Origin of the sequence: Psychrobacillus sp. NPDC093200 (genome assembly GCF_050280345.1) — a bacterium.
Lineage (GTDB): Bacteria > Bacillota > Bacilli > Bacillales_A > Planococcaceae > Psychrobacillus > Psychrobacillus faecigallinarum.
Genome location: NZ_JBNNVC010000002.1, coordinates 655,405 through 673,102 on the forward strand (window position 1 = coordinate 655,405; position 17,698 = coordinate 673,102).

18 protein-coding genes are annotated in these 17,698 nt (G+C 38.3%); 17 read left to right on the forward strand and 1 reads right to left on the reverse strand.

Annotated elements, in window-relative coordinates:
• Nucleotides 1-26: 26 nt before the first annotated feature.
• Entirely contained in the window at nt 27-659 is a 633-nt protein-coding gene (locus ACQKNZ_RS10925) for a GntR family transcriptional regulator (protein ID WP_427659669.1), read from the reverse strand.
• A 274-nt stretch (nt 660-933) separates the two neighbouring features.
• On the opposite strand from ACQKNZ_RS10925, the gene ACQKNZ_RS10930 reads away from it, so the two are divergent.
• The 17 genes from ACQKNZ_RS10930 to hpaD all read left to right on the forward strand — a co-directional run bounded on the left by ACQKNZ_RS10930 (nt 934) and on the right by hpaD (nt 17,692).
• Nucleotides 934-1,329 carry a thioesterase family protein gene (locus tag ACQKNZ_RS10930; RefSeq protein ID WP_427659671.1) on the forward strand — a complete coding sequence of 132 codons (396 nt, stop codon included), beginning with the start codon at nt 934-936 and terminating at the stop codon, nt 1,327-1,329.
• 38 nt (nt 1,330-1,367) lie between these two features.
• Nucleotides 1,368-2,507, forward strand: coding sequence for a Leu/Phe/Val dehydrogenase (locus ACQKNZ_RS10935; RefSeq protein WP_427659673.1), 1,140 nt, complete (start codon nt 1,368-1,370; stop codon nt 2,505-2,507).
• Nucleotides 2,508-2,526: 19 nt separating this feature from the next.
• Nucleotides 2,527-3,582, forward strand: a complete 1,056-nt coding sequence (gene pdhA / locus ACQKNZ_RS10940) for a pyruvate dehydrogenase (acetyl-transferring) E1 component subunit alpha (RefSeq protein WP_427659675.1) — start codon at nt 2,527-2,529, stop codon at nt 3,580-3,582.
• A 3-nt stretch (nt 3,583-3,585) separates the two neighbouring features.
• Nucleotides 3,586-4,602, forward strand: coding sequence for an alpha-ketoacid dehydrogenase subunit beta (locus tag ACQKNZ_RS10945; protein ID WP_427659677.1), 1,017 nt, complete (start codon nt 3,586-3,588; stop codon nt 4,600-4,602).
• 12 nt (nt 4,603-4,614) lie between these two features.
• Complete coding sequence (locus tag ACQKNZ_RS10950; protein WP_427659679.1) at nt 4,615-5,832, forward strand: dihydrolipoamide acetyltransferase family protein; 1,218 nt, start codon at nt 4,615-4,617, stop codon at nt 5,830-5,832.
• Complete coding sequence (locus ACQKNZ_RS10955; RefSeq protein ID WP_427659681.1) at nt 5,833-7,269, forward strand: dihydrolipoyl dehydrogenase family protein; 1,437 nt, start codon at nt 5,833-5,835, stop codon at nt 7,267-7,269.
• Nucleotides 7,270-7,347: 78 nt separating this feature from the next.
• Entirely contained in the window at nt 7,348-8,322 is a 975-nt protein-coding gene (locus ACQKNZ_RS10960) for an ABC transporter substrate-binding protein (RefSeq protein WP_427659683.1), read from the forward strand.
• A gap of 17 nt (nt 8,323-8,339) precedes the next feature.
• Complete coding sequence (locus ACQKNZ_RS10965) at nt 8,340-9,389, forward strand: ABC transporter permease (protein ID WP_427659685.1); 1,050 nt, start codon at nt 8,340-8,342, stop codon at nt 9,387-9,389.
• A complete protein-coding gene (locus ACQKNZ_RS10970) occupies nt 9,367-10,164 on the forward strand; it encodes an ABC transporter ATP-binding protein (RefSeq protein WP_144536245.1) in 798 nt (265 codons plus the stop codon). Before ACQKNZ_RS10965 ends, ACQKNZ_RS10970 begins: the two co-directional genes overlap by 23 nt.
• 13 nt (nt 10,165-10,177) lie before the next feature.
• Complete coding sequence (locus ACQKNZ_RS10975) at nt 10,178-10,960, forward strand: fumarylacetoacetate hydrolase family protein (RefSeq protein ID WP_144536247.1); 783 nt, start codon at nt 10,178-10,180, stop codon at nt 10,958-10,960.
• Nucleotides 10,957-11,715: a fumarylacetoacetate hydrolase family protein gene (locus tag ACQKNZ_RS10980; RefSeq protein ID WP_151113654.1), complete on the forward strand. Its 759-nt coding sequence runs from the start codon at nt 10,957-10,959 to the stop codon at nt 11,713-11,715. The genes ACQKNZ_RS10975 and ACQKNZ_RS10980 overlap by 4 nt, the downstream gene beginning before the upstream one ends.
• 18 nt (nt 11,716-11,733) lie before the next feature.
• Complete coding sequence (locus ACQKNZ_RS10985; RefSeq protein WP_427659688.1) at nt 11,734-12,114, forward strand: 5-carboxymethyl-2-hydroxymuconate Delta-isomerase; 381 nt, start codon at nt 11,734-11,736, stop codon at nt 12,112-12,114.
• Nucleotides 12,115-12,197: 83 nt separating this feature from the next.
• Entirely contained in the window at nt 12,198-13,682 is a 1,485-nt protein-coding gene (gene hpaB / locus ACQKNZ_RS10990; protein ID WP_144536251.1) for a 4-hydroxyphenylacetate 3-monooxygenase, oxygenase component, read from the forward strand.
• 51 nt (nt 13,683-13,733) lie between these two features.
• Complete coding sequence (locus ACQKNZ_RS10995) at nt 13,734-14,195, forward strand: flavin reductase family protein (protein ID WP_154312305.1); 462 nt, start codon at nt 13,734-13,736, stop codon at nt 14,193-14,195.
• Between the two features lie 38 nt (nt 14,196-14,233).
• Nucleotides 14,234-15,160, forward strand: a complete 927-nt coding sequence (gene hpaI, locus ACQKNZ_RS11000; protein ID WP_427659690.1) for a 2,4-dihydroxyhept-2-ene-1,7-dioic acid aldolase — start codon at nt 14,234-14,236, stop codon at nt 15,158-15,160.
• Between the two features lie 19 nt (nt 15,161-15,179).
• Nucleotides 15,180-16,691, forward strand: coding sequence for a 5-carboxymethyl-2-hydroxymuconate semialdehyde dehydrogenase (gene hpaE, locus ACQKNZ_RS11005; protein ID WP_427659692.1), 1,512 nt, complete (start codon nt 15,180-15,182; stop codon nt 16,689-16,691).
• Between the two features lie 17 nt (nt 16,692-16,708).
• Nucleotides 16,709-17,692, forward strand: coding sequence for a 3,4-dihydroxyphenylacetate 2,3-dioxygenase (gene hpaD, locus ACQKNZ_RS11010; protein WP_427659694.1), 984 nt, complete (start codon nt 16,709-16,711; stop codon nt 17,690-17,692).
• Nucleotides 17,693-17,698: the final 6 nt, after the last annotated feature.

Below are 17,698 nucleotides of genomic sequence, written 5' to 3' on the forward strand. Positions count from 1 at the left end.
ACGCCGACAATATGAAGTCGACGTTGTTAATTTCTCTGTTTAAAGGCCTCAAGTGTTTTTAGTTTATGATTCCTTGCATATTCCTCAATTTGCAAGCTGCTTGCATTGCTCTCCATTAACTTAATAAGGTATGCATGTTCCTCGATTGACTGAGGTGTTCTCTTAGGGTAGAAGGTAAAGCCTGCCTGTCTTACTATATCTAAACGTCCCCAAGTCTCTTCGATATTCTTGATTAGTAATTGGTTTGGACAGAACGAGTAAATATGAAAATGGAATTCTCTATTTAGTGCTCCTAGTTTGTCCAATTCATAGTTTTCAAGCATAGTTTGCATCTCAAGGTTTATTTCTTTTAATTTTGAAAGGCCATGAGCAGTGATATTGGTTGCACTAATTGAAGTAGCATAGCCCTCCAATAATGCGAGTACCTCCAAAGATTCCTGATATAGTCGGTTATCAATTCCTTTTACTATTGCACCAACATTTGGCCTGAATTCAAGTAAATGTTCTGATTCCAGTTGATGGATTGCTTCCCTAACTGGGATATGACTAGAGCCGACCTCCTTTGCAATTTGGTTAATGACGATTCGTTGTCCTGGGCTGTAAGTACCATCTACAATTCTTGTTCTAATCACTTTGTACGCGTATTGACGTTTATTCATAATAGTATCCATAATAAACGAATTGTATATCATTTGATATATGAAATCAATAAATAAAAAAGATATTTCAGATAATTATATAATCAGATAATATATAAAATTCAGACAAGATATTGTAATAATATATAAAATGATATATGATATTTGTAAATATTTAACGCAAGTTCTCCTAAATAAGTTTAAAGAAAGGAGATTTATTTTTCAGTAAGTGTAAGCGCTTCCATTGAGGCTGTTTTCTTTTTGAGTTAAACAACTTACAGAGAAGGTGAACAATTTGTTAAAAGGATTAGAGATTGGGAGGAAAGAAAAAATACAAATAACAGTTTCAGAGAGGATGTTTGCTGCTTTTGAAGGAGAGGTAGTCCATCCTGTCTATTCGACTGTTGCTATGACATATCATATGGAATGGGTATCGAGGAAAATCATTTTACCTTATTTAAATGCAAATGAGGAAGGAATGGGAGCCGCAGTAAAAATAAAGCATACTTCAGCTGCTCCATTCGGTAGCACTATTATTATAACGGCAACTGTTACAGAACTTCGAGACAATAAGGTCATAACCAACGTGGTTGCAGAGAACGAACAAGGTACTGTTGGTCTTGGTGAGGTAATTCAAGTAATTTTGTTAAAAGATACGATAAAAACAAAGTGGAAAGAGGCTTCCACTTGAGGATACATTCTAAAGATTCCTAAGGAGGAACGGATTTAATGCTAGCTGAAAGCTTATCAATGACAAAAGAATTTGAGCTTTTCGATCGAATGGCTACCCATGAACAGGTTGTGTTTTGTAATGATCCTGCTACTGGCTTACGAGCAATTATTGCTATTCATAATACGGCACTTGGTCCGGCGCTCGGTGGTTGTCGTATGCAACCCTACAACAGTGTGGAGGAAGCATTAGAAGACGTTCTAAGACTTTCAAAGGGTATGACTTATAAATGTGCTGCAGCTGATGTAGACTTTGGCGGAGGAAAAGCGGTTATCATTGGTGATCCTAAAAAAGATAAATCACCTGAGTTGTTCCGTGCTTTTGGCCAATTTGTAAATTCACTTGGAGGACGGTTTTTTACAGGAACTGACATGGGAACTACTATGGAAGATTTTATCCATGCGATGAGAGAAACAAATTTCGTAAATGGACTCCCCAAGGCTTATGGTGGTGGTGGTGATTCATCGATACCTACAGCATCAGGAGTACTCTATGGATTGAAAGCAACTAATTTCACGCTTTTTGGAAACGAGGAACTCGGCACTAAAACTTATGCAATTCAAGGTTTAGGAAAAGTCGGCTATAAAGTTGCTATAAGCTTACTCGAGGCTGGCGCTAATATTTTTGTCTCTGACATAAATAATGATAGTCTCCATGCTATTGAACTAGCTTCATCTGATTTAAAGGGAACATTGAAAATTGTCCCTAATGAAGAAATTTACTCGGTTGACGCCGATATTTTTGTGCCGTGTGCATTAGGGGGCATTATTAATGATATGACCATTCCTAAGTTGCAAGTAAAGGCTGTTGTAGGTTCAGCGAACAATCAATTGCTAGCAGATCGCCACGGCATCATGCTTAAAGAAAAAGGAATATTATATGCACCTGACTATATTGTAAATGCAGGTGGTCTTATTCAAGTTGCTGACGAGCTTTATGGCATTAATCATGAACGTGTTCTAGCAAAAACTAAGCAGATATATCATACCTTATTAGAAGTATTTAAGGAGGCATCCCTTACAGGAAATACAACGGATGAAGCGGCAAATGCTATGTGTGAAAAGCGTATTGAGAACAGAAAAACTCGCAATAACTTTTATTCAGCACCACTTAAACCAAAGTGGAGTATCCGTAAATAAGTGATTGGAGGGAAGTTAAGTGAAACAAAATTATCCTATGAAGAAAATAATAAATGAAAAAGGCCATCTTCTGAATGAAAGCTTTAATGAGCAAATCGAGGAAGGTTTGGTAAAGGAACTTTATTTTCATATGCTCAGAATTCGAACTTTTGATCGAAAAGCAATTAACTTGCAAAGACAAGGCCGCTTAGGAACCTACGCTCCTTTCGAGGGGCAAGAGGCTTCACAGGTAGGAAGTGCACTTGCTTTAAAGGAAGAAGATTGGGTTTTCCCCACCTACCGTGATCATGGAGCAACTTTAACATTTGGTAAAAGTATGGCGAAAACATTCCTTTATTGGAATGGGAGATTGGAAGGGTGTGTATCACCTAAAACAAGGAATATTTTCCCTCCAGCAGTTCCGATTGCTACACAGCTTCCTCACGCAGCAGGTGCTGCATGGGCAGAAAAGAGAAAGGGTACACAAAATATTGCTATTGCTTACTTTGGTGATGGGGCTACTTCCGAAGGTGATTTCCATGAAGGTTTAAACTTTGCTAGCGTTTTTAAAGTACCTGCCATCTTCTTCAATCAAAATAACGGTTTTGCAATTTCCGTTCCTACTGAGAAACAAATGAATTCCGAAACTATTGCTCAAAAAGCAATGGCATATGGTATGCCCGGTGTTAGAGTCGATGGGAACGACTGCTTAGCGGTTTATTTTGAGACGCAAAAAGCAATTGAATATGCAAGGGCAGGTCATGGGCCAACTCTAATAGAGGCGGTGACCTGGAGAAAAGGGGCCCATACAACTGCAGATGATCCCTCTAAATACAGAAATGCTTCACTAGGAGAAAATATAGTAGATCCCTTATATCGATTTGAGTTATTTATGAAGAACTATGATTATTGGAATGAAGATTGGATACAAGCAACTAAAGAGGAAATTAGCAACGAAATAGACGCTGCAATAGAAGAAATGGAAAACTTTCCACCACCTAATATTGAAGATGTGTTTAATCATGTATTTGCTGAAATGCCTGATCAATTAGTAGAACAAAAAAGTGCATATCTTGCATATTTAGGGAGGCAATAATTTATGACGCAACTAAGACAAACCAGTGCTACTAAGGAAACAGCGAAACAGATGACATTAATTCAAGCTATAAACGATGGAATGAGAGTCCTTTTAGAAGAGGACGAACGGACAATTGTGCTTGGTGAGGATGTCGGGAAAAATGGAGGAGTTTTCCGTGCTACAGAGGGCCTACAAGAAATGTTTGGTGTTGATAGAGTAATAGACACCCCACTTTCTGAGTCAGGAATAATAGGAACTTCTATCGGCTTAGCTGTAAATGGTTTTAAACCTATAGCAGAAATACAATTTTTAGGCTTTATTTATCCAGCATACGAGCAAATAATGACCCACGCTTCGAGAATTCGAATGAGATCTATGTCGCATTTCACAGTTCCTATGGTAATCAGAGCACCTTATGGAGCTGGTATTCGTGCACCTGAAATCCATTCTGATAGCACAGAGATTTTATTTACTCATATGCCGGGAATCAAGGTTGTGTGCCCATCAAGTCCCTATGATGCAAAGGGCTTACTGATAGCAGCGATGGAAGATCCCGATCCAGTGCTTGTATTAGAACCTATGAAAAATTATCGCTCCATAAGAGAAGAAGTTCCTTTAAACAAATATAAGGTGGAAATTGGTAAAGCCAAGATTATACGTGAAGGGACAGATGTTACACTCATTGCATGGGGAGCAATGGTATCTATTGCAAAAAAAGCTGCAGAGCTAGCAGACAAACAAGGAATACAATGTGAAATTATAGATCTCCGGACACTTTATCCAATAGACAGGAAAGCAATTGCCGATTCCGTACAAAAAACAACCAGAGCAGTAATCATTCATGAAGCTCATCCTACAGGTGGGTTAGGCAATGACATAGTGACCATTATAAATGATACCTCATTCCTTTATTTACGAGCACCAATTGAGCGAATTACAGGTTTTGATGTACCGGTTCCTTTCTTTACTTTAGAAGAACATTATCTACCAACCCCTGCAAGAGTGCTTGAGGGGATTGAGAAAGTAATTCATTTTTAAGGAGGGAAATGAATGATTGATGTTAAGTTACATGATATTGGAGAGGGAATGACCGAAGGGGAAGTCATCCACTATTTAGTTAAAGTCGGAGACAAGGTGCAAACTGACCAGCCTCTTGTGGAAGTTCAAACTGATAAAATGGTCGCTGAACTTACTTCTCCCTGTACAGGTATAGTTAAAGAGATTCAAATTGCTGTGGGGGAGACGGTAAAAGTAGGAACAAGTCTTCTTTCCTTAGAAAGTGCCGGTGAAGATCATTCACAGAAAAGTCAGCCTGTAAAGGATTTAATTAAAGAAAACGGCAGAAGTAATCCTTCAAAAAAAGAAGAGAACTCGGTTGAATTTACTTATAAGAGAGTACTTGCTACACCTTATACAAGGAAAATTGCCCGGGAACATAATATAAATCTAGAGGATATAATCCCTTCAGATCCTTCTGGAAGAATTACAGAGGAGGATGTCATTAGTTTCCTAGATAATACCAACAAGAAGATAGAACCAAAACAGCTTATAGCTGAAAAACTTAATGCTCCATCTCACTCAGATGAAATTCCTTATAGAGGAATCAGAAAAAAAATTGCAGAAAATATGAAGAAATCACTCTTTACAATCCCACATGTAACCCATTTTGACGAAGTGAATATGACTAATCTATTAGAAATGAAAGAACAATTAAAAGCAGCGGGTAATTCTATAAGTGTTCCTGCTTTTCTCTTGAAAGCGCTTGTCATTTCATTAAAGGATTTTCCGATATTCAATGCCGAACTTGATGAAGAAAACAGTCGGATACTCCTCAAGAAAACCTATCATATTGGCCTAGCCACCAACACAGAAAATGGACTTATTGTTCCTGTACTCCATGATGCAGATAAAAAATCTCTCAAGCAAATAAATCATGAAATCAAAGACTTAACCCAAAAAGCTTTAGCAGGTACTCTACATCTGTCAGCGATGCAAAATAGCACTATTACAATTAGTAATGTTGGACCTTTAGGTAGCATTGCAGCAACACCGATTATCAATTATCCAGAGACAGCGTTAATTGCTTTTCATAAAACCAAAAAGCGACCTATTGTTAATGAAAATGATGAGATTGTTATTGGGCATATTATGACGCTATCGATGTCATTCGATCATCGTGTTGCAGATGGTGCAACAGCTATTGCTTTCACTAATCGTTTTTCAAGTTTAATAGAAAATCCTCATAAACTGATTTTGGAGATGATATAGATGGTAGTAGGAGAAATTAGCCATCAAAGAAATCTAATCATTATTGGAGGTGGTCCAGGGGGCTATAGTGCGGCAATTCGTGGAGCGCAACTTGGTCTTTCCGTGACACTGATAGAGCAAAAAGAGATAGGCGGAGTTTGTTTAAACGAAGGATGCATACCGTCTAAGGTTTATACCTATGTTGGGATGAGGCGGACTGAAGCTGAACAGTTAGCGATGTTTGGGGTCGATACTATCGTTAAAGAAATAGACCTATACAAGCTAATGGAATACCAAACCAAAGTAATAGGTCAGCTGAAAACAGGTGTAGAAAGACTTTGTCAAGCCAATAAAGTGGAGATAATTCAAGGCAAAGCCTCCTTCATAGGCAAAAACAAAATTGGAGTAGAAAACGGACATCAATTTGATATTTATGAATTCGACAAAATAATTATTGCTACAGGAAGTAAAAATATCTTACCGGATTACGTTAAGTCTAAAGAAAATCGGATTTTGTACCCCTTCGAACTTTTTCAACTTAAAAAGCTACCAGAGCAGTTAATCATAGATGGCCAAGATTATATAGCTCTTGAAGCAGCATCAAGCTTTGCAGCATTAGGCTCTAAGGTAACTTTGTTAATAGAAACTAATACTGGATTTCCTTTTGATGAGGATATTAATAAAGAACTATTAAGGTTATTTAAAAAAAGAAAGATAAAAGTGATTGCTAAAAAAGAAATTCTTACGATAAAGGAAAATGTAAATGGTCTCTCTATTAACCTACTAACCGATCAACAAAAGGAAGTGATTTTAGAGGGATCCTATTTTGTAGTTCCAGAGACAAGAAAACCAAAACTGGAGGAACTGGGAATTTTACGCCTAGGTATGAAATTAAGTTTAAATGGATTTATCCAAATAAATAATTATATGGAAACCTCCATCTCAAACGTTTATGCCATAGGAGATGTAACGGAAGGTCCGATGCTTGCTTGGAAGGCTATCAAACAAGGAAAAGCAGTAGTTTCTTCAATCGTGGGAGAAAAACCCGAGGTCGATTTAACAATAGTACCTAACTGTGCTCATACTGTTCCTCCAGTAGCATCAATTGGCTTAACAGAGCATCAGGCCCTAAAATTAGGTCTATCTATACGAGTAAGCAAGTTTCCGCTTGCTAGTAATGGCTATTCTACAATAACCGGAAAAAAAGATGGATTTATTAAAGTTATTTCTAATAATACAAATGATTTGATAGAAGGAATTCATATGATTGGTGAGGGAGCATTGGAAATGTCCGGATCGTTCTTGCAACTTTTAGAGATGTCGGCTAAAGAGGAAGATATTAAATTTCCTAACTACACACACCCTGGGTTCAATGAGGCACTTCTAGAGTCTGTGGAGGGATTGCTTGGACAAGCAATTCATCTCTCACCTCTAAAAAAAGAAGCTACCATTAGTTAACGGCTTTTCTTACAGTATAAATTTACTGTGGTATTTTATATTTCATTTAATAACAAAAAAGAATTGGAGGGAAAAGAAATGAAGAATAGCTGGAAAGGGTTTTCAGCATTGTTGTTGAGTTCAACTTTATTGTTTGCTGCCTGTGGAGACTCAGGAGAAGATGCTTCTGCCTCAAAGACATACAAAATTGGTGTAACACAAATTGTGGAGCATCCTTCATTAAATGCAGCTTATGATGGCTTTAAAAAGGCATTAGAGGATGCAGGTATTGAAGCAGAATATGATTATCAAATAGCACAAGGAGATAACAGTAATAACACCACCATTGCTTCGAACCTAGTTAGCTCCAATGTAGACCTAATATTTGCTAACTCAACCGGCAGTGCCCAAGCAGCGCTGAGTGCTACTCAAGATATTCCAATCGTGTTCACTTCTGTTACAGATGCAGTTGGTGCAGAACTAGTAGACTCGATGGAGAAGCCTGGAGGTAACGTTACAGGCACGATAGATGCTCATCCAGATGCTATATCCAATACGATGAAATTTTTGAAAGAAGAGCTTGGAGCAAAAAAGGTTGGAATGGTGTTTAACTCAGGAGAACAAAACTCACGCTCCCAGGTGGATTCTGTTAAGGAACTATTGCAAGACATGGATATGACTGTTGTAGAAGCCTCTGTAGCTACAACTGCTGATGTTAAACAAGCAACTGAATCACTCCTAGGAAAAGTAGATTCTATGTATATTATTACTGATAACACTGTAGTTTCTGCATTAGAATCCGTAATCTCAGTGGCAAATGACAATAAAATTCCTGTCATGGTAGGAGAATTTGACTCTGTGAAGCGTGGCGGACTAGGGGCTTATGGCTTCGAATATTTCGATATAGGTTATGAGGCGGGGCAGATGGCAGTCAAAATATTAAAGGGCGAAAGCAAACCAGCAGATATACCTGTACAGGTGCCACAAAAGCTTAAACTAATCATGAACAAGGAATCAGCAAATACTATTGGTGTTGAGATAAAAGAAGAATGGAAAGCTGAATTGAGCGAATAACTAGGGGGTGATTCTTTATGTTTTCAGCAATATTCGGCTCAATGGAACAAGGAATCATATACGCGATTATGGCACTTGGAGTGTATATTTCATTCAGAGTGCTAGATTTTCCTGATTTAACGGTCGATGGTAGTTTTGTAACTGGAGCTGGCACTGCAGCAACAATGATCATTTTTGGTTATCATCCTATTTTGGCAACAGCTATGGCAATTGTAGTCGGTTTTATCGCAGGTTGTATGACAGGTATATTGCATACAAAAGGTAAAATAAATCCGCTTCTATCCGGAATATTAATGATGATTGCACTTTATTCGATAAATTTAAGAATTATGGGTCTAACCTCTGAAAGTTCTATAGGCCGGCCTAATATTCCGTTGTTAAATGCTGAGACTCTCTTCATTATGTTTCAATCATTTTGGAGTAAACTCGGAATCGATTCTGCATTTACAAGCTTCTTTCAATTGTTTGGTATTGAGAGGTTGCCATCCACTTGGGGAACTTTATTTCTAATGCTGATTGCAGTGGCGTGTATAAAATTTATCGTGGATTGGTTCTTAAAAACCGAAATTGGATTAGCTATAAGAGCAACAGGTGACAATAAAAAAATGATTCGTAGCCTGTCTGCAAATACCGACACTTTAATAATAGTAGGACTAGGTTTTTCAAATGCTCTTGTAGCTTTTTCGGGTGCATTAATAGCCCAATACGCTAAATATGCCGATATAGGCATGGGTATAGGTATGATTGTGATTGGTCTTGCCTCCGTTATTATTGGAGAAGCCATTTTTGGAACAAAAACTATCGTCCGAACAACCTTTGCGGTAATAGCAGGAGCAATTATTTATCGAATAGTACTTGGATTAGCGCTTCGGGTAAATTTTCTCGATACAGGTGATATGAAGCTTATAACGGCTGTAATAGTCATAGGTGCTTTAATATTACCTCAGTTGCTTGAGAAAAAGAGAGAGAAAAATAGAAAGGCAAGGCGGCATACTGAAAGATTAAAAGAGAGCCAATCAATGATAAGGAAGGAGGGGGCTCCCATTGTTAAAGCTCAATCAGATTAATAAGCTTTTTAATGAAGCAACTCCAGATGAGAAGGTAGCATTAGACCAAATCAATCTTGAACTGCATCCCGGTGACTTTATGACAGTGATTGGCAGCAATGGAGCAGGCAAATCAACTATGCTCAACATGATTTCGGGAGCCCTGACTCCAGATTTTGGTGTGGTAGAAATTGCTGACAAGGATATAACGAAAATGCCCGAATATAAACGTTCTCAAATGATTGGAAGGGTCTTTCAGGATCCCATGGCAGGGACTGCGCCGACGATGACAATTGAGGAAAATCTCGCAATGGCTTATTCGAGAAACAAAAAAAGAAGTTTCAAAATTGGCGTCGATAAGAAGAGACGGGAATTTTTTCGATCTTCCCTTGAAACTTTACACCTCAATCTTGAAAATAGATTAAATGCAAAAGTTGGATTGTTATCTGGAGGAGAAAGGCAGGCACTTTCTTTGTTGATGGCTACCTTTACGAAACCCTCAATATTGCTTTTGGATGAACATACAGCAGCATTAGATCCGTCCAGAGCGGAACTAATAACAAGCTTGACAAAGCAGCTGGTGGAGAAGGATAAATTGACAACACTAATGATTACACACAATATGCAACAGGCTTTAGATTTAGGTAATCGACTAATTATGATGGATAAAGGCCAAATCATCTTAGAGGTGGATGATGAGGAAAAAAGAAATTTAACGATAACCAAACTAATGGAAGAATTCCAGCGAATTCGAGGAGAGAAATTAACGAGCGACAAAGCTTTGTTATCCATCTAGGGGGGCGAGGCAGATGTGTCTAGCAAATATTAAGCATCAACATGTTAACGAACTAATAACAGTGAAAGCTAACCCACTTACTAATTCGTATTATTTAAATGGTAAAAGTTATGATATCAATAGTTTTCCTATTGGTTCCCCCGTTAGTGGAACTGTATATGGAACCTTGCTTAACTACCAGGAAGATTTGTTGCAAATGGAGGAGAAGTTTCTTCAAAAGCCATATGACGCTCCTCCCAATGCACCAATTCTATATATAAAGCCAGCAAATACAATCAGCTACAATGGCGCACCTATTTTAATGCCAAAAGAAATCAAAACCCTAGAAATTGGTGCATCCTTAGGGGTAGTTATTGGTAAGAAGGCAGTAGCTATAAAAGAAGGCGAAGCTTTTAACTATATAGCTGGGTACACAATAGTGAATGATGTCAGCATTCCTCACGATAGTTTTTTTCGTCCAGCTGTCCCGTACAAAACAAGAGATGGTTTTTGTCCGATTGGCCCATGGATAGTAGAGGCAAAAGAGATTAAAGACCCCAATCGACTTACTATTAAGATTTTCGTTAACGAGGAGCTACAACTAGAAAAGCACAACTATACATTAGTTCGTCCGATTGCAAAATTGTTAGCTGATATCACCGAATTTATGACATTAGACATCGGTGACACTTTGCTTGTAGGAATCTCCACTAATTCTCCCCAAGTGATCATTGGAGATAAGGTGAGAATTCATATAGATCAAATAGGATTTTTAGAGAATTATATCGTGGAAGAAGAAAAGGGGTGGCTGCCATAAAAAAAGCGCGTGTTGCATATGGTGGAGCTATTCATTACGCAATAGAATGTGACGCTCATATAAAGCTGGAAGACGGCAGAGTTGTCCGGCAGGATGAAGTGACGTGGCTAACGCCTATTATTCCAAGAACTTCTTTTGCATTAGGTCTAAACTATGCTGATCATGCTACAGAATTGGCATTTGATGCACCTTCTGAGCCTCTGATCTTTTTAAAGGGACCGAATACGTTTGTTGGTCACAATGGATACACCTGTCGACCGTCCGATGTTTCGTACATGCATTACGAATGTGAGCTTGCTGTTGTTATCGGTAAGAAGGCCAAAAATATTAAAAAAGAAGACGCGTACCAATATGTCAAAGGATATAGTATCGCAAACGATTATGCGATAAGGGATTATCTAGAGAATTATTATCGGCCAAATTTACGAGTTAAAAATCGAGATGCTTGCACTCCTCTTGGACCTTGGTTAGTGGATGCGATGGATATACGAGATCCTATGAATCTCCAAATATATACGTATGTAAATGATAAACTCGTCCAGAAAGGTTCTACAAAAGATATGATTTTTGATATTCCCTCACTTATAGAATATTTAAGTAGTTTTATGACATTGAGTGAAAATGATGTCATTCTAACGGGCACACCAAAAGGATCAGTGGACACTAAAGTGGGGGATGTAGTTGTAACCGAAATTGAAGGAATTGGTCGCTTAACTAATACAATAATTGCAGACGAAGTTTTCATAAAACGATAAATTATTGGAGGGATTTACTTGCCTCATTTTATTGTAGAGTATACAGATAATTTGAAGGAAGACATAAAAGTGCCTCAACTATTAGAGGAAGTTCATCGAATACTTATATCAAGAAAAAACATTTTTCCAATTGGAGGAATCCGTTCTAGAGCAATCGAGCTAAAGGATTACCGAGTTGCTGATGGAACAGAGGATGATGCTTTCTTACATGCCACATTAAAGATTGCTACGGGTAGATCTGAAGAAATAAAGGCAGAGGTTTGTGAAGCTATATTTGAAGTTATTAAAGGTCATTTTGAGGTTGCAATGAATAAAAGATATCTAGCACTTTCTATGGAACTAGTTGAATTTAGTGATTTAGGAACATATAAACAAAATAATATTCATAGTCGTTTTTGATAAAATTTTAGTTAAAATCATATATTATTTCATATATTTTTATTTATTTTGTTCAGAAAATTCAAATTAAGGCGGTAATAATTATGGGTGCTAGAACAGGAAAGGAATATATTCAAGGTATTAAGGATCGTCAAACAGAAGTATGGATTCACGGAGATAAAGTGGATGACGTGACTTCTCATCCAGCATTTAAAAATGTAGTAGAAAGTGTTGCTGGTTTGTATGATCTTCAACATGAAAAACAAGAAAAAATGTTATATACATCACCAATCACCGGGGATAAAGTGGGGCTTTCCTTTATCGCTCCAAAGACAAAGGAAGATTTGTTTAAAAGAAGAGAAATGCACAGTGAATGGGCAGCCTTCTCGGGAGGTATGATGGGACGCTCGCCTGATTATTTGAATACAAGCATCATGGCATTTGGAACTGCAAGTGAGTTTTTTGCACAAGAAGGTGGAGGAAGCAAACAGTTTGCAAAGAATGCCGAAAATTATTACGAATATGCGAGAGAAAATGATATCAGTCTTACTCATACTCTTATTCACCCGCAGGTAAACCGTTCTATGCTAACTCAATCAGAGCAAAAGGACCCTTTCTTGTCAGCGCGGATTACTAAAAAGACAGCGGACGGGATTATTGTGAACGGCTGCCGACTTTTAGCTACCTTAGGAGGAATTACAGATGAGCTGGTCGTCTTTCCATCCACGATAAATAGAACTCCAGGAACTGTGGACGATCCCTTTGCCTTTGCTTTTGCCATTCCGAACAATACGCCTGGTTTAAAATTTCTCTCTCGTGAATCCTTTGATTATGGTAAGAGTAAATGGGATCATCCACTAGGTTCCAGATTTGATGAAAGCGATGCAATCATTTCTTTTGAGAATGTGTTAGTTCCTTGGGAAAGAGTTTTTGTTTGCGAGAGTACGGATATTTGCAATCGAACTTATGCAGAAACGAATGCTGTCATTCACATGACGCACCAAGTAATTTCGAAAAACGTAGTGAAAACTGAATTTATTCTTGGAGTTGTCATAAGTATGATGGAAGCTATCGGAATAGATAAGTTTATGCATGTAAAGGAAAAGGCAAGTGAAATCATGGTGATACTTGAAGTTATGCGATCTCATCTTTACCGAGCAGAGCATAACGCCAAGATAGACCAATATGGCAATATGACTCCAGATTTTGAACCTTTAAATGCAGCACGTAACTGGTTCCCTAAAATGTATCAGAGAATGAATGAAATTATCAAAATTTTGGGTGCCTCTGGTTTGATGGCTCTTCCTACCGAAGATGACTTTAGCAATGAGGATGTGGGTCCTTTAGTGCATCGCTACACACAAGGGGCTAACATGAATGGGGAAGAACGTGTACAGCTGTTCCGTTTAGCTTGGGATATATCTATCAGTGCATTTGGGAATCGTCAAGCACTGTACGAATATTATTTCTTTGGTGATCCAGTACGAATGTCCAACGCGTATTATGATAGCTTCAATAAACAACCATATAAGGATATGGTAACAAGCTTTTTAAATAGAGCTAAAACAGAAGCGGGCATACTTTTATAGCCTGATTTAAGAAAGGAGAGTTTCTTTTCCATGCAGCAACTTAAAAATGAGATAGAAGATCAATTGTTCAGAACCATAATGGGCAGCTTTGCTACCGGGGTTACAGTAATTACTACACAGGTGGATGATGAAATACATGGAATGACGGCTAATGCCTTTATGTCAGTTTCGCTGCAACCCAAGCTTGTGGCTATAAGTATTGGAGAAAAGGCTAAGATGCTTGGTTACATCAATTCATCCAAAAAATTTGCCATAAATATCTTGGCAGCTAATCAGAAAGATCTTTCTAAACAATTTGCGGGTCAGCTAAACTCTGATGAAGTTGTTGCCTTTGAAACCTATCAGGGTCAACCTATTATAAAAAATTCACTTGCCGTCATTAGCTGTGAACTATTCAATCAGCTTGATGCTGGTGATCATACTGTTTTCATTGGAAGAGTGACTGGATTAAAGCATGAACCACAGGAACCGCTTTTGTTTTTTGGAGGTAAATATCAAGAAATAAAAGAATGAAGTTGATGAAAAAAACCTATTATAAGGAGTTGAACAAATTGGCATATGAAGAAGCAAAAAAGAAGCTTAGAGGATCTATTTGTCCTGTAATTACTCCCTTTTTAGAGAATGGAGAAATAGATATTGAGACCTTTCAGCAGCTTATCCATTGGCAAATAGAAAGTGGGAGTCATGGGATATCCGTAACTGGTACGAGTGGTGAGCCGAGTTCATTAACTATAGAAGAACGCAAAAGAGTGATGAAGATAGCCAGTGAAACAATTGCTGGACGTGTATTTTTTGCTCCTGGTACTGGGTCAACTAATCATGATGAAACGATGGAGCTTACTAAATACGCCGAGGAGCTGGGTGCTGATGCAGCAATGGTTATCGTTCCTTACTACAATAAGCCCAACCAAGATGCATTATATACCCATTTCAAAATAGTAGCAGAATCTGTGAAAATCCCAATTATTATTTATAACATTCCTGGAAGGTCTGCAGTCAATATGGAAGTCACTACGATGAAGAGGCTAGTAGAGGATTGTCCTAATATTGTAGGGGTAAAAGAGGCGAATAAGGACTTTGAGCATGTAAACCGTGTACTCCTTAACTGTGGAAGAGATTTCCTTCTTTATTCAGGTATAGAGCTACTCTGTTATCCAATGCTTGCTATTGGTGGTGCAGGATTTATCAGTGCAACAGCTAATGTAGAGCCTGCTAAAGTTGCAGAGCTTTACAATGCATGGGTTGCTGGCGATGTAGAAAGATCCCAGGACCTTCATTTCGAGTTAATGCCTTTAAATGATGCTTTGTTTAGAGATACAAATCCTGCTCCAGCTAAGATAGCGCTTGGTATGATGGGAAAAATTAATCCTAAGCTTAGGTTACCATTAGGACCACCTTCACAGGCAGTTACAGATGAGGTACGACAAACATTGATAAGCTTAGATATTCTACCAAAGGAAACCTCTTCACAACTATAAAAAAAAGTAGGTGATTAAAATGGTGTCATCTCATGAGTTAACCTCATTAAAGCATGAAACACAACAAAGCATCTTTCTCTATATAAATGGAGAATTTATTTCTGCAGCCGGAGGGGCCACCTTTGCTAACATGAATCCATTTACTAATGAGCAAATCAATTTAGTATCAGAGGGCCAGAAGACAGACATTGTTAAAGCAGTTTCTGCAGCTAGAGATGCCTTTGAACATGGGCCCTGGAAAACGATGAAGTTAAGTAAAAGGCTATCATATATATACCGCATTGCAGATCTCATTGATGAGGAAGTAGAAAGGATTGCTTACTTAGAAGCTTTAGACACGGGTTTGCCTATTAGCCAAACGAGGAAAATGGTTAACCGTGCTTCAGAAAACTTTCGTTTTTATGCAAGAATGGTAGAGAGCAGACTAGTAGGGGATGTCTATCAGGTGGACGATGAATTTGTCAATTATACAATTCACGCACCTGTTGGAGTTGCAGGATTAATAACGCCATGGAATGCTCCATTCATGCTAGAAACGTGGAAGATTGCACCGGCTCTTGCTACTGGAAACACTGTAGTGCTAAAGCCAGCTGAACTTTCTCCTCTTACAGCTAATATATTAGCAGAAATTATTCATAAAGCAGACCTACCTAAAGGAGTCTTTAATGTAGTTCACGGTCGAGGAGAAATAGCTGGTGATGCATTGGTAAAGCATCCAGATGTGCAGCTTATTTCTTTTACAGGAGAAACTACCACTGGCTCTACTATTATAAAAAATAGTGCGGACACATTAAAGAGTTGTTCTATGGAGCTAGGCGGGAAATCTCCTATTATCGTTTTTGAGGATGCTGATTTTGAACGTGCACTAGATGCCTGTGTATGGGGAATCTTCTCCTTTAATGGTGAGCGTTGTACAGCAAACTCACGCCTATTTGTACAAGAAAGTATAAAAGATAAATTTATAAATGCATTAAAGGTGAGAGTGTCTAATATAAAAGTTGGTGATCCGTTAGATGATCAGACGGAAGTTGGTCCACTTATTGATCAAGGACACTTTAATAAAGTAAAGGGCTATATAGACATAGCAAAGGAGGAAGGTACCGAAATAATCTCAGGTAAAATTCCATCTGAATTTTCCAAAGGAAATTTCGTGCCTCCAACCCTTATCTTGAATGCTCATAATGACATGCAAGTTGCAAAAGACGAGATCTTTGGACCAGTGCTGATCGTAATGTCTTTCAAGGACGAGGAAGAGGTCATATCATTAGCCAATAATACGGATTACGGATTAGCAGGTTATGTATGGACAAACGACATTAAACGTGGACATCGCGTCGCTCATAAAATTGATGCAGGCATGCTTTGGGTGAATGCTCAGAATGTTAGAGATTTAAGAACACCATTTGGCGGCACTAAATATTCTGGTATTGGTCGAGAAGGTGGACATTACAGCTTTGATTTTTATACTGAGCACAAAATTATTCACGTTTCAATTGCCGACCATCATATACAGCAATTTGGAAAGTTATAGAGAGGAGGAGGAACCTGTTGGATTTTTCCATCATACGTATAGCTCGAACCGTTCTCCATGTTAAGGATTTAGAGCTCTCTCGCAAATTCTATGTAGATGGCTTAGGAATGATAGAAACCGAGCGAGATGAAAATCATGTTTATTTAAGAGGGTTAGAAGAGCATTGTCATCATAGTCTAGTACTTAAAAAATCGGAAAAGTCTGTTGTGGAAGCGCTGAGCTACAAGGTGATGAAAGAAGAGGACCTTAATTATTTAGAAAAGTTATTTCTTGCTCAGGGACTTAAAACAAAATGGATTCCTAAAGGCGAACAGCATGCAATAGGTAGAACGCTAAGAGTTCATGACATTTCAGGTATACCTTTAGAATTTTTTGCTGAAATGCCTATTGTAGAACGAATGCTTCAAAAATACGATCATTACCGGGGAGCAAAAATTCAGCGAATTGATCATGTTAATTGTGCTGTACCGAACGTGCAAAAAGCCTATGACTTTTATGTAAACAGTCTAGGGTTTTCTTGCTCAGAATATACAGAAACTGAAGAAGGGGACTTATGGGCTGCATGGCTCTTCCGAAAGCCCACCGTCCATGATCAGGCATTTATGAGCGGACCAGGACCAAAACTTCATCATTTCGCCTATACCCTATCAGATCGTCTCAGCGTGTTAGACTGCTGTGATGTATTGGCTAGTATGGGCTATGCGGATTGCATTGAGCGTGGGCCAGGCCGACATGGATTATCTAACGCCTTCTTCCTTTACTTAAGAGACCCAGATGGTCACCGAATCGAATTGTATACCGGCGATTATTTGACATGCGATCCTGATATGAAGCCAAAGCGATGGGACTTAAATGATCCACTACGTCAAACATTCTGGGGACACCAAGCACCAGATAAGTGGTTTAACGAAACTAGTACATTTATCGATATTGAAACAGGAGAAGAAATAAATAGCCAGGAACCGATGCTTGAACAGAGAAAACCTAAAATTTTAGTATGACGTATA

Coding starts and splice junctions, on each gene's coding strand:
- ACQKNZ_RS10950 (WP_427659679.1), top strand. CDS start 4,615: ATGATTGATGTTAAGTTACATGATATTGGAGAGGGAATGACCGAAGGG.
- hpaB (WP_144536251.1), top strand. CDS start 12,198: ATGGGTGCTAGAACAGGAAAGGAATATATTCAAGGTATTAAGGATCGT.
- ACQKNZ_RS10960 (WP_427659683.1), top strand. CDS start 7,348: ATGAAGAATAGCTGGAAAGGGTTTTCAGCATTGTTGTTGAGTTCAACT.
- ACQKNZ_RS10925 (WP_427659669.1), bottom strand. CDS start 659: ATGAATAAACGTCAATACGCGTACAAAGTGATTAGAACAAGAATTGTA.
- ACQKNZ_RS10975 (WP_144536247.1), top strand. CDS start 10,178: ATGTGTCTAGCAAATATTAAGCATCAACATGTTAACGAACTAATAACA.
- ACQKNZ_RS10935 (WP_427659673.1), top strand. CDS start 1,368: ATGCTAGCTGAAAGCTTATCAATGACAAAAGAATTTGAGCTTTTCGAT.
- ACQKNZ_RS10955 (WP_427659681.1), top strand. CDS start 5,833: ATGGTAGTAGGAGAAATTAGCCATCAAAGAAATCTAATCATTATTGGA.
- ACQKNZ_RS10945 (WP_427659677.1), top strand. CDS start 3,586: ATGACGCAACTAAGACAAACCAGTGCTACTAAGGAAACAGCGAAACAG.
- hpaE (WP_427659692.1), top strand. CDS start 15,180: ATGGTGTCATCTCATGAGTTAACCTCATTAAAGCATGAAACACAACAA.
- ACQKNZ_RS10965 (WP_427659685.1), top strand. CDS start 8,340: ATGTTTTCAGCAATATTCGGCTCAATGGAACAAGGAATCATATACGCG.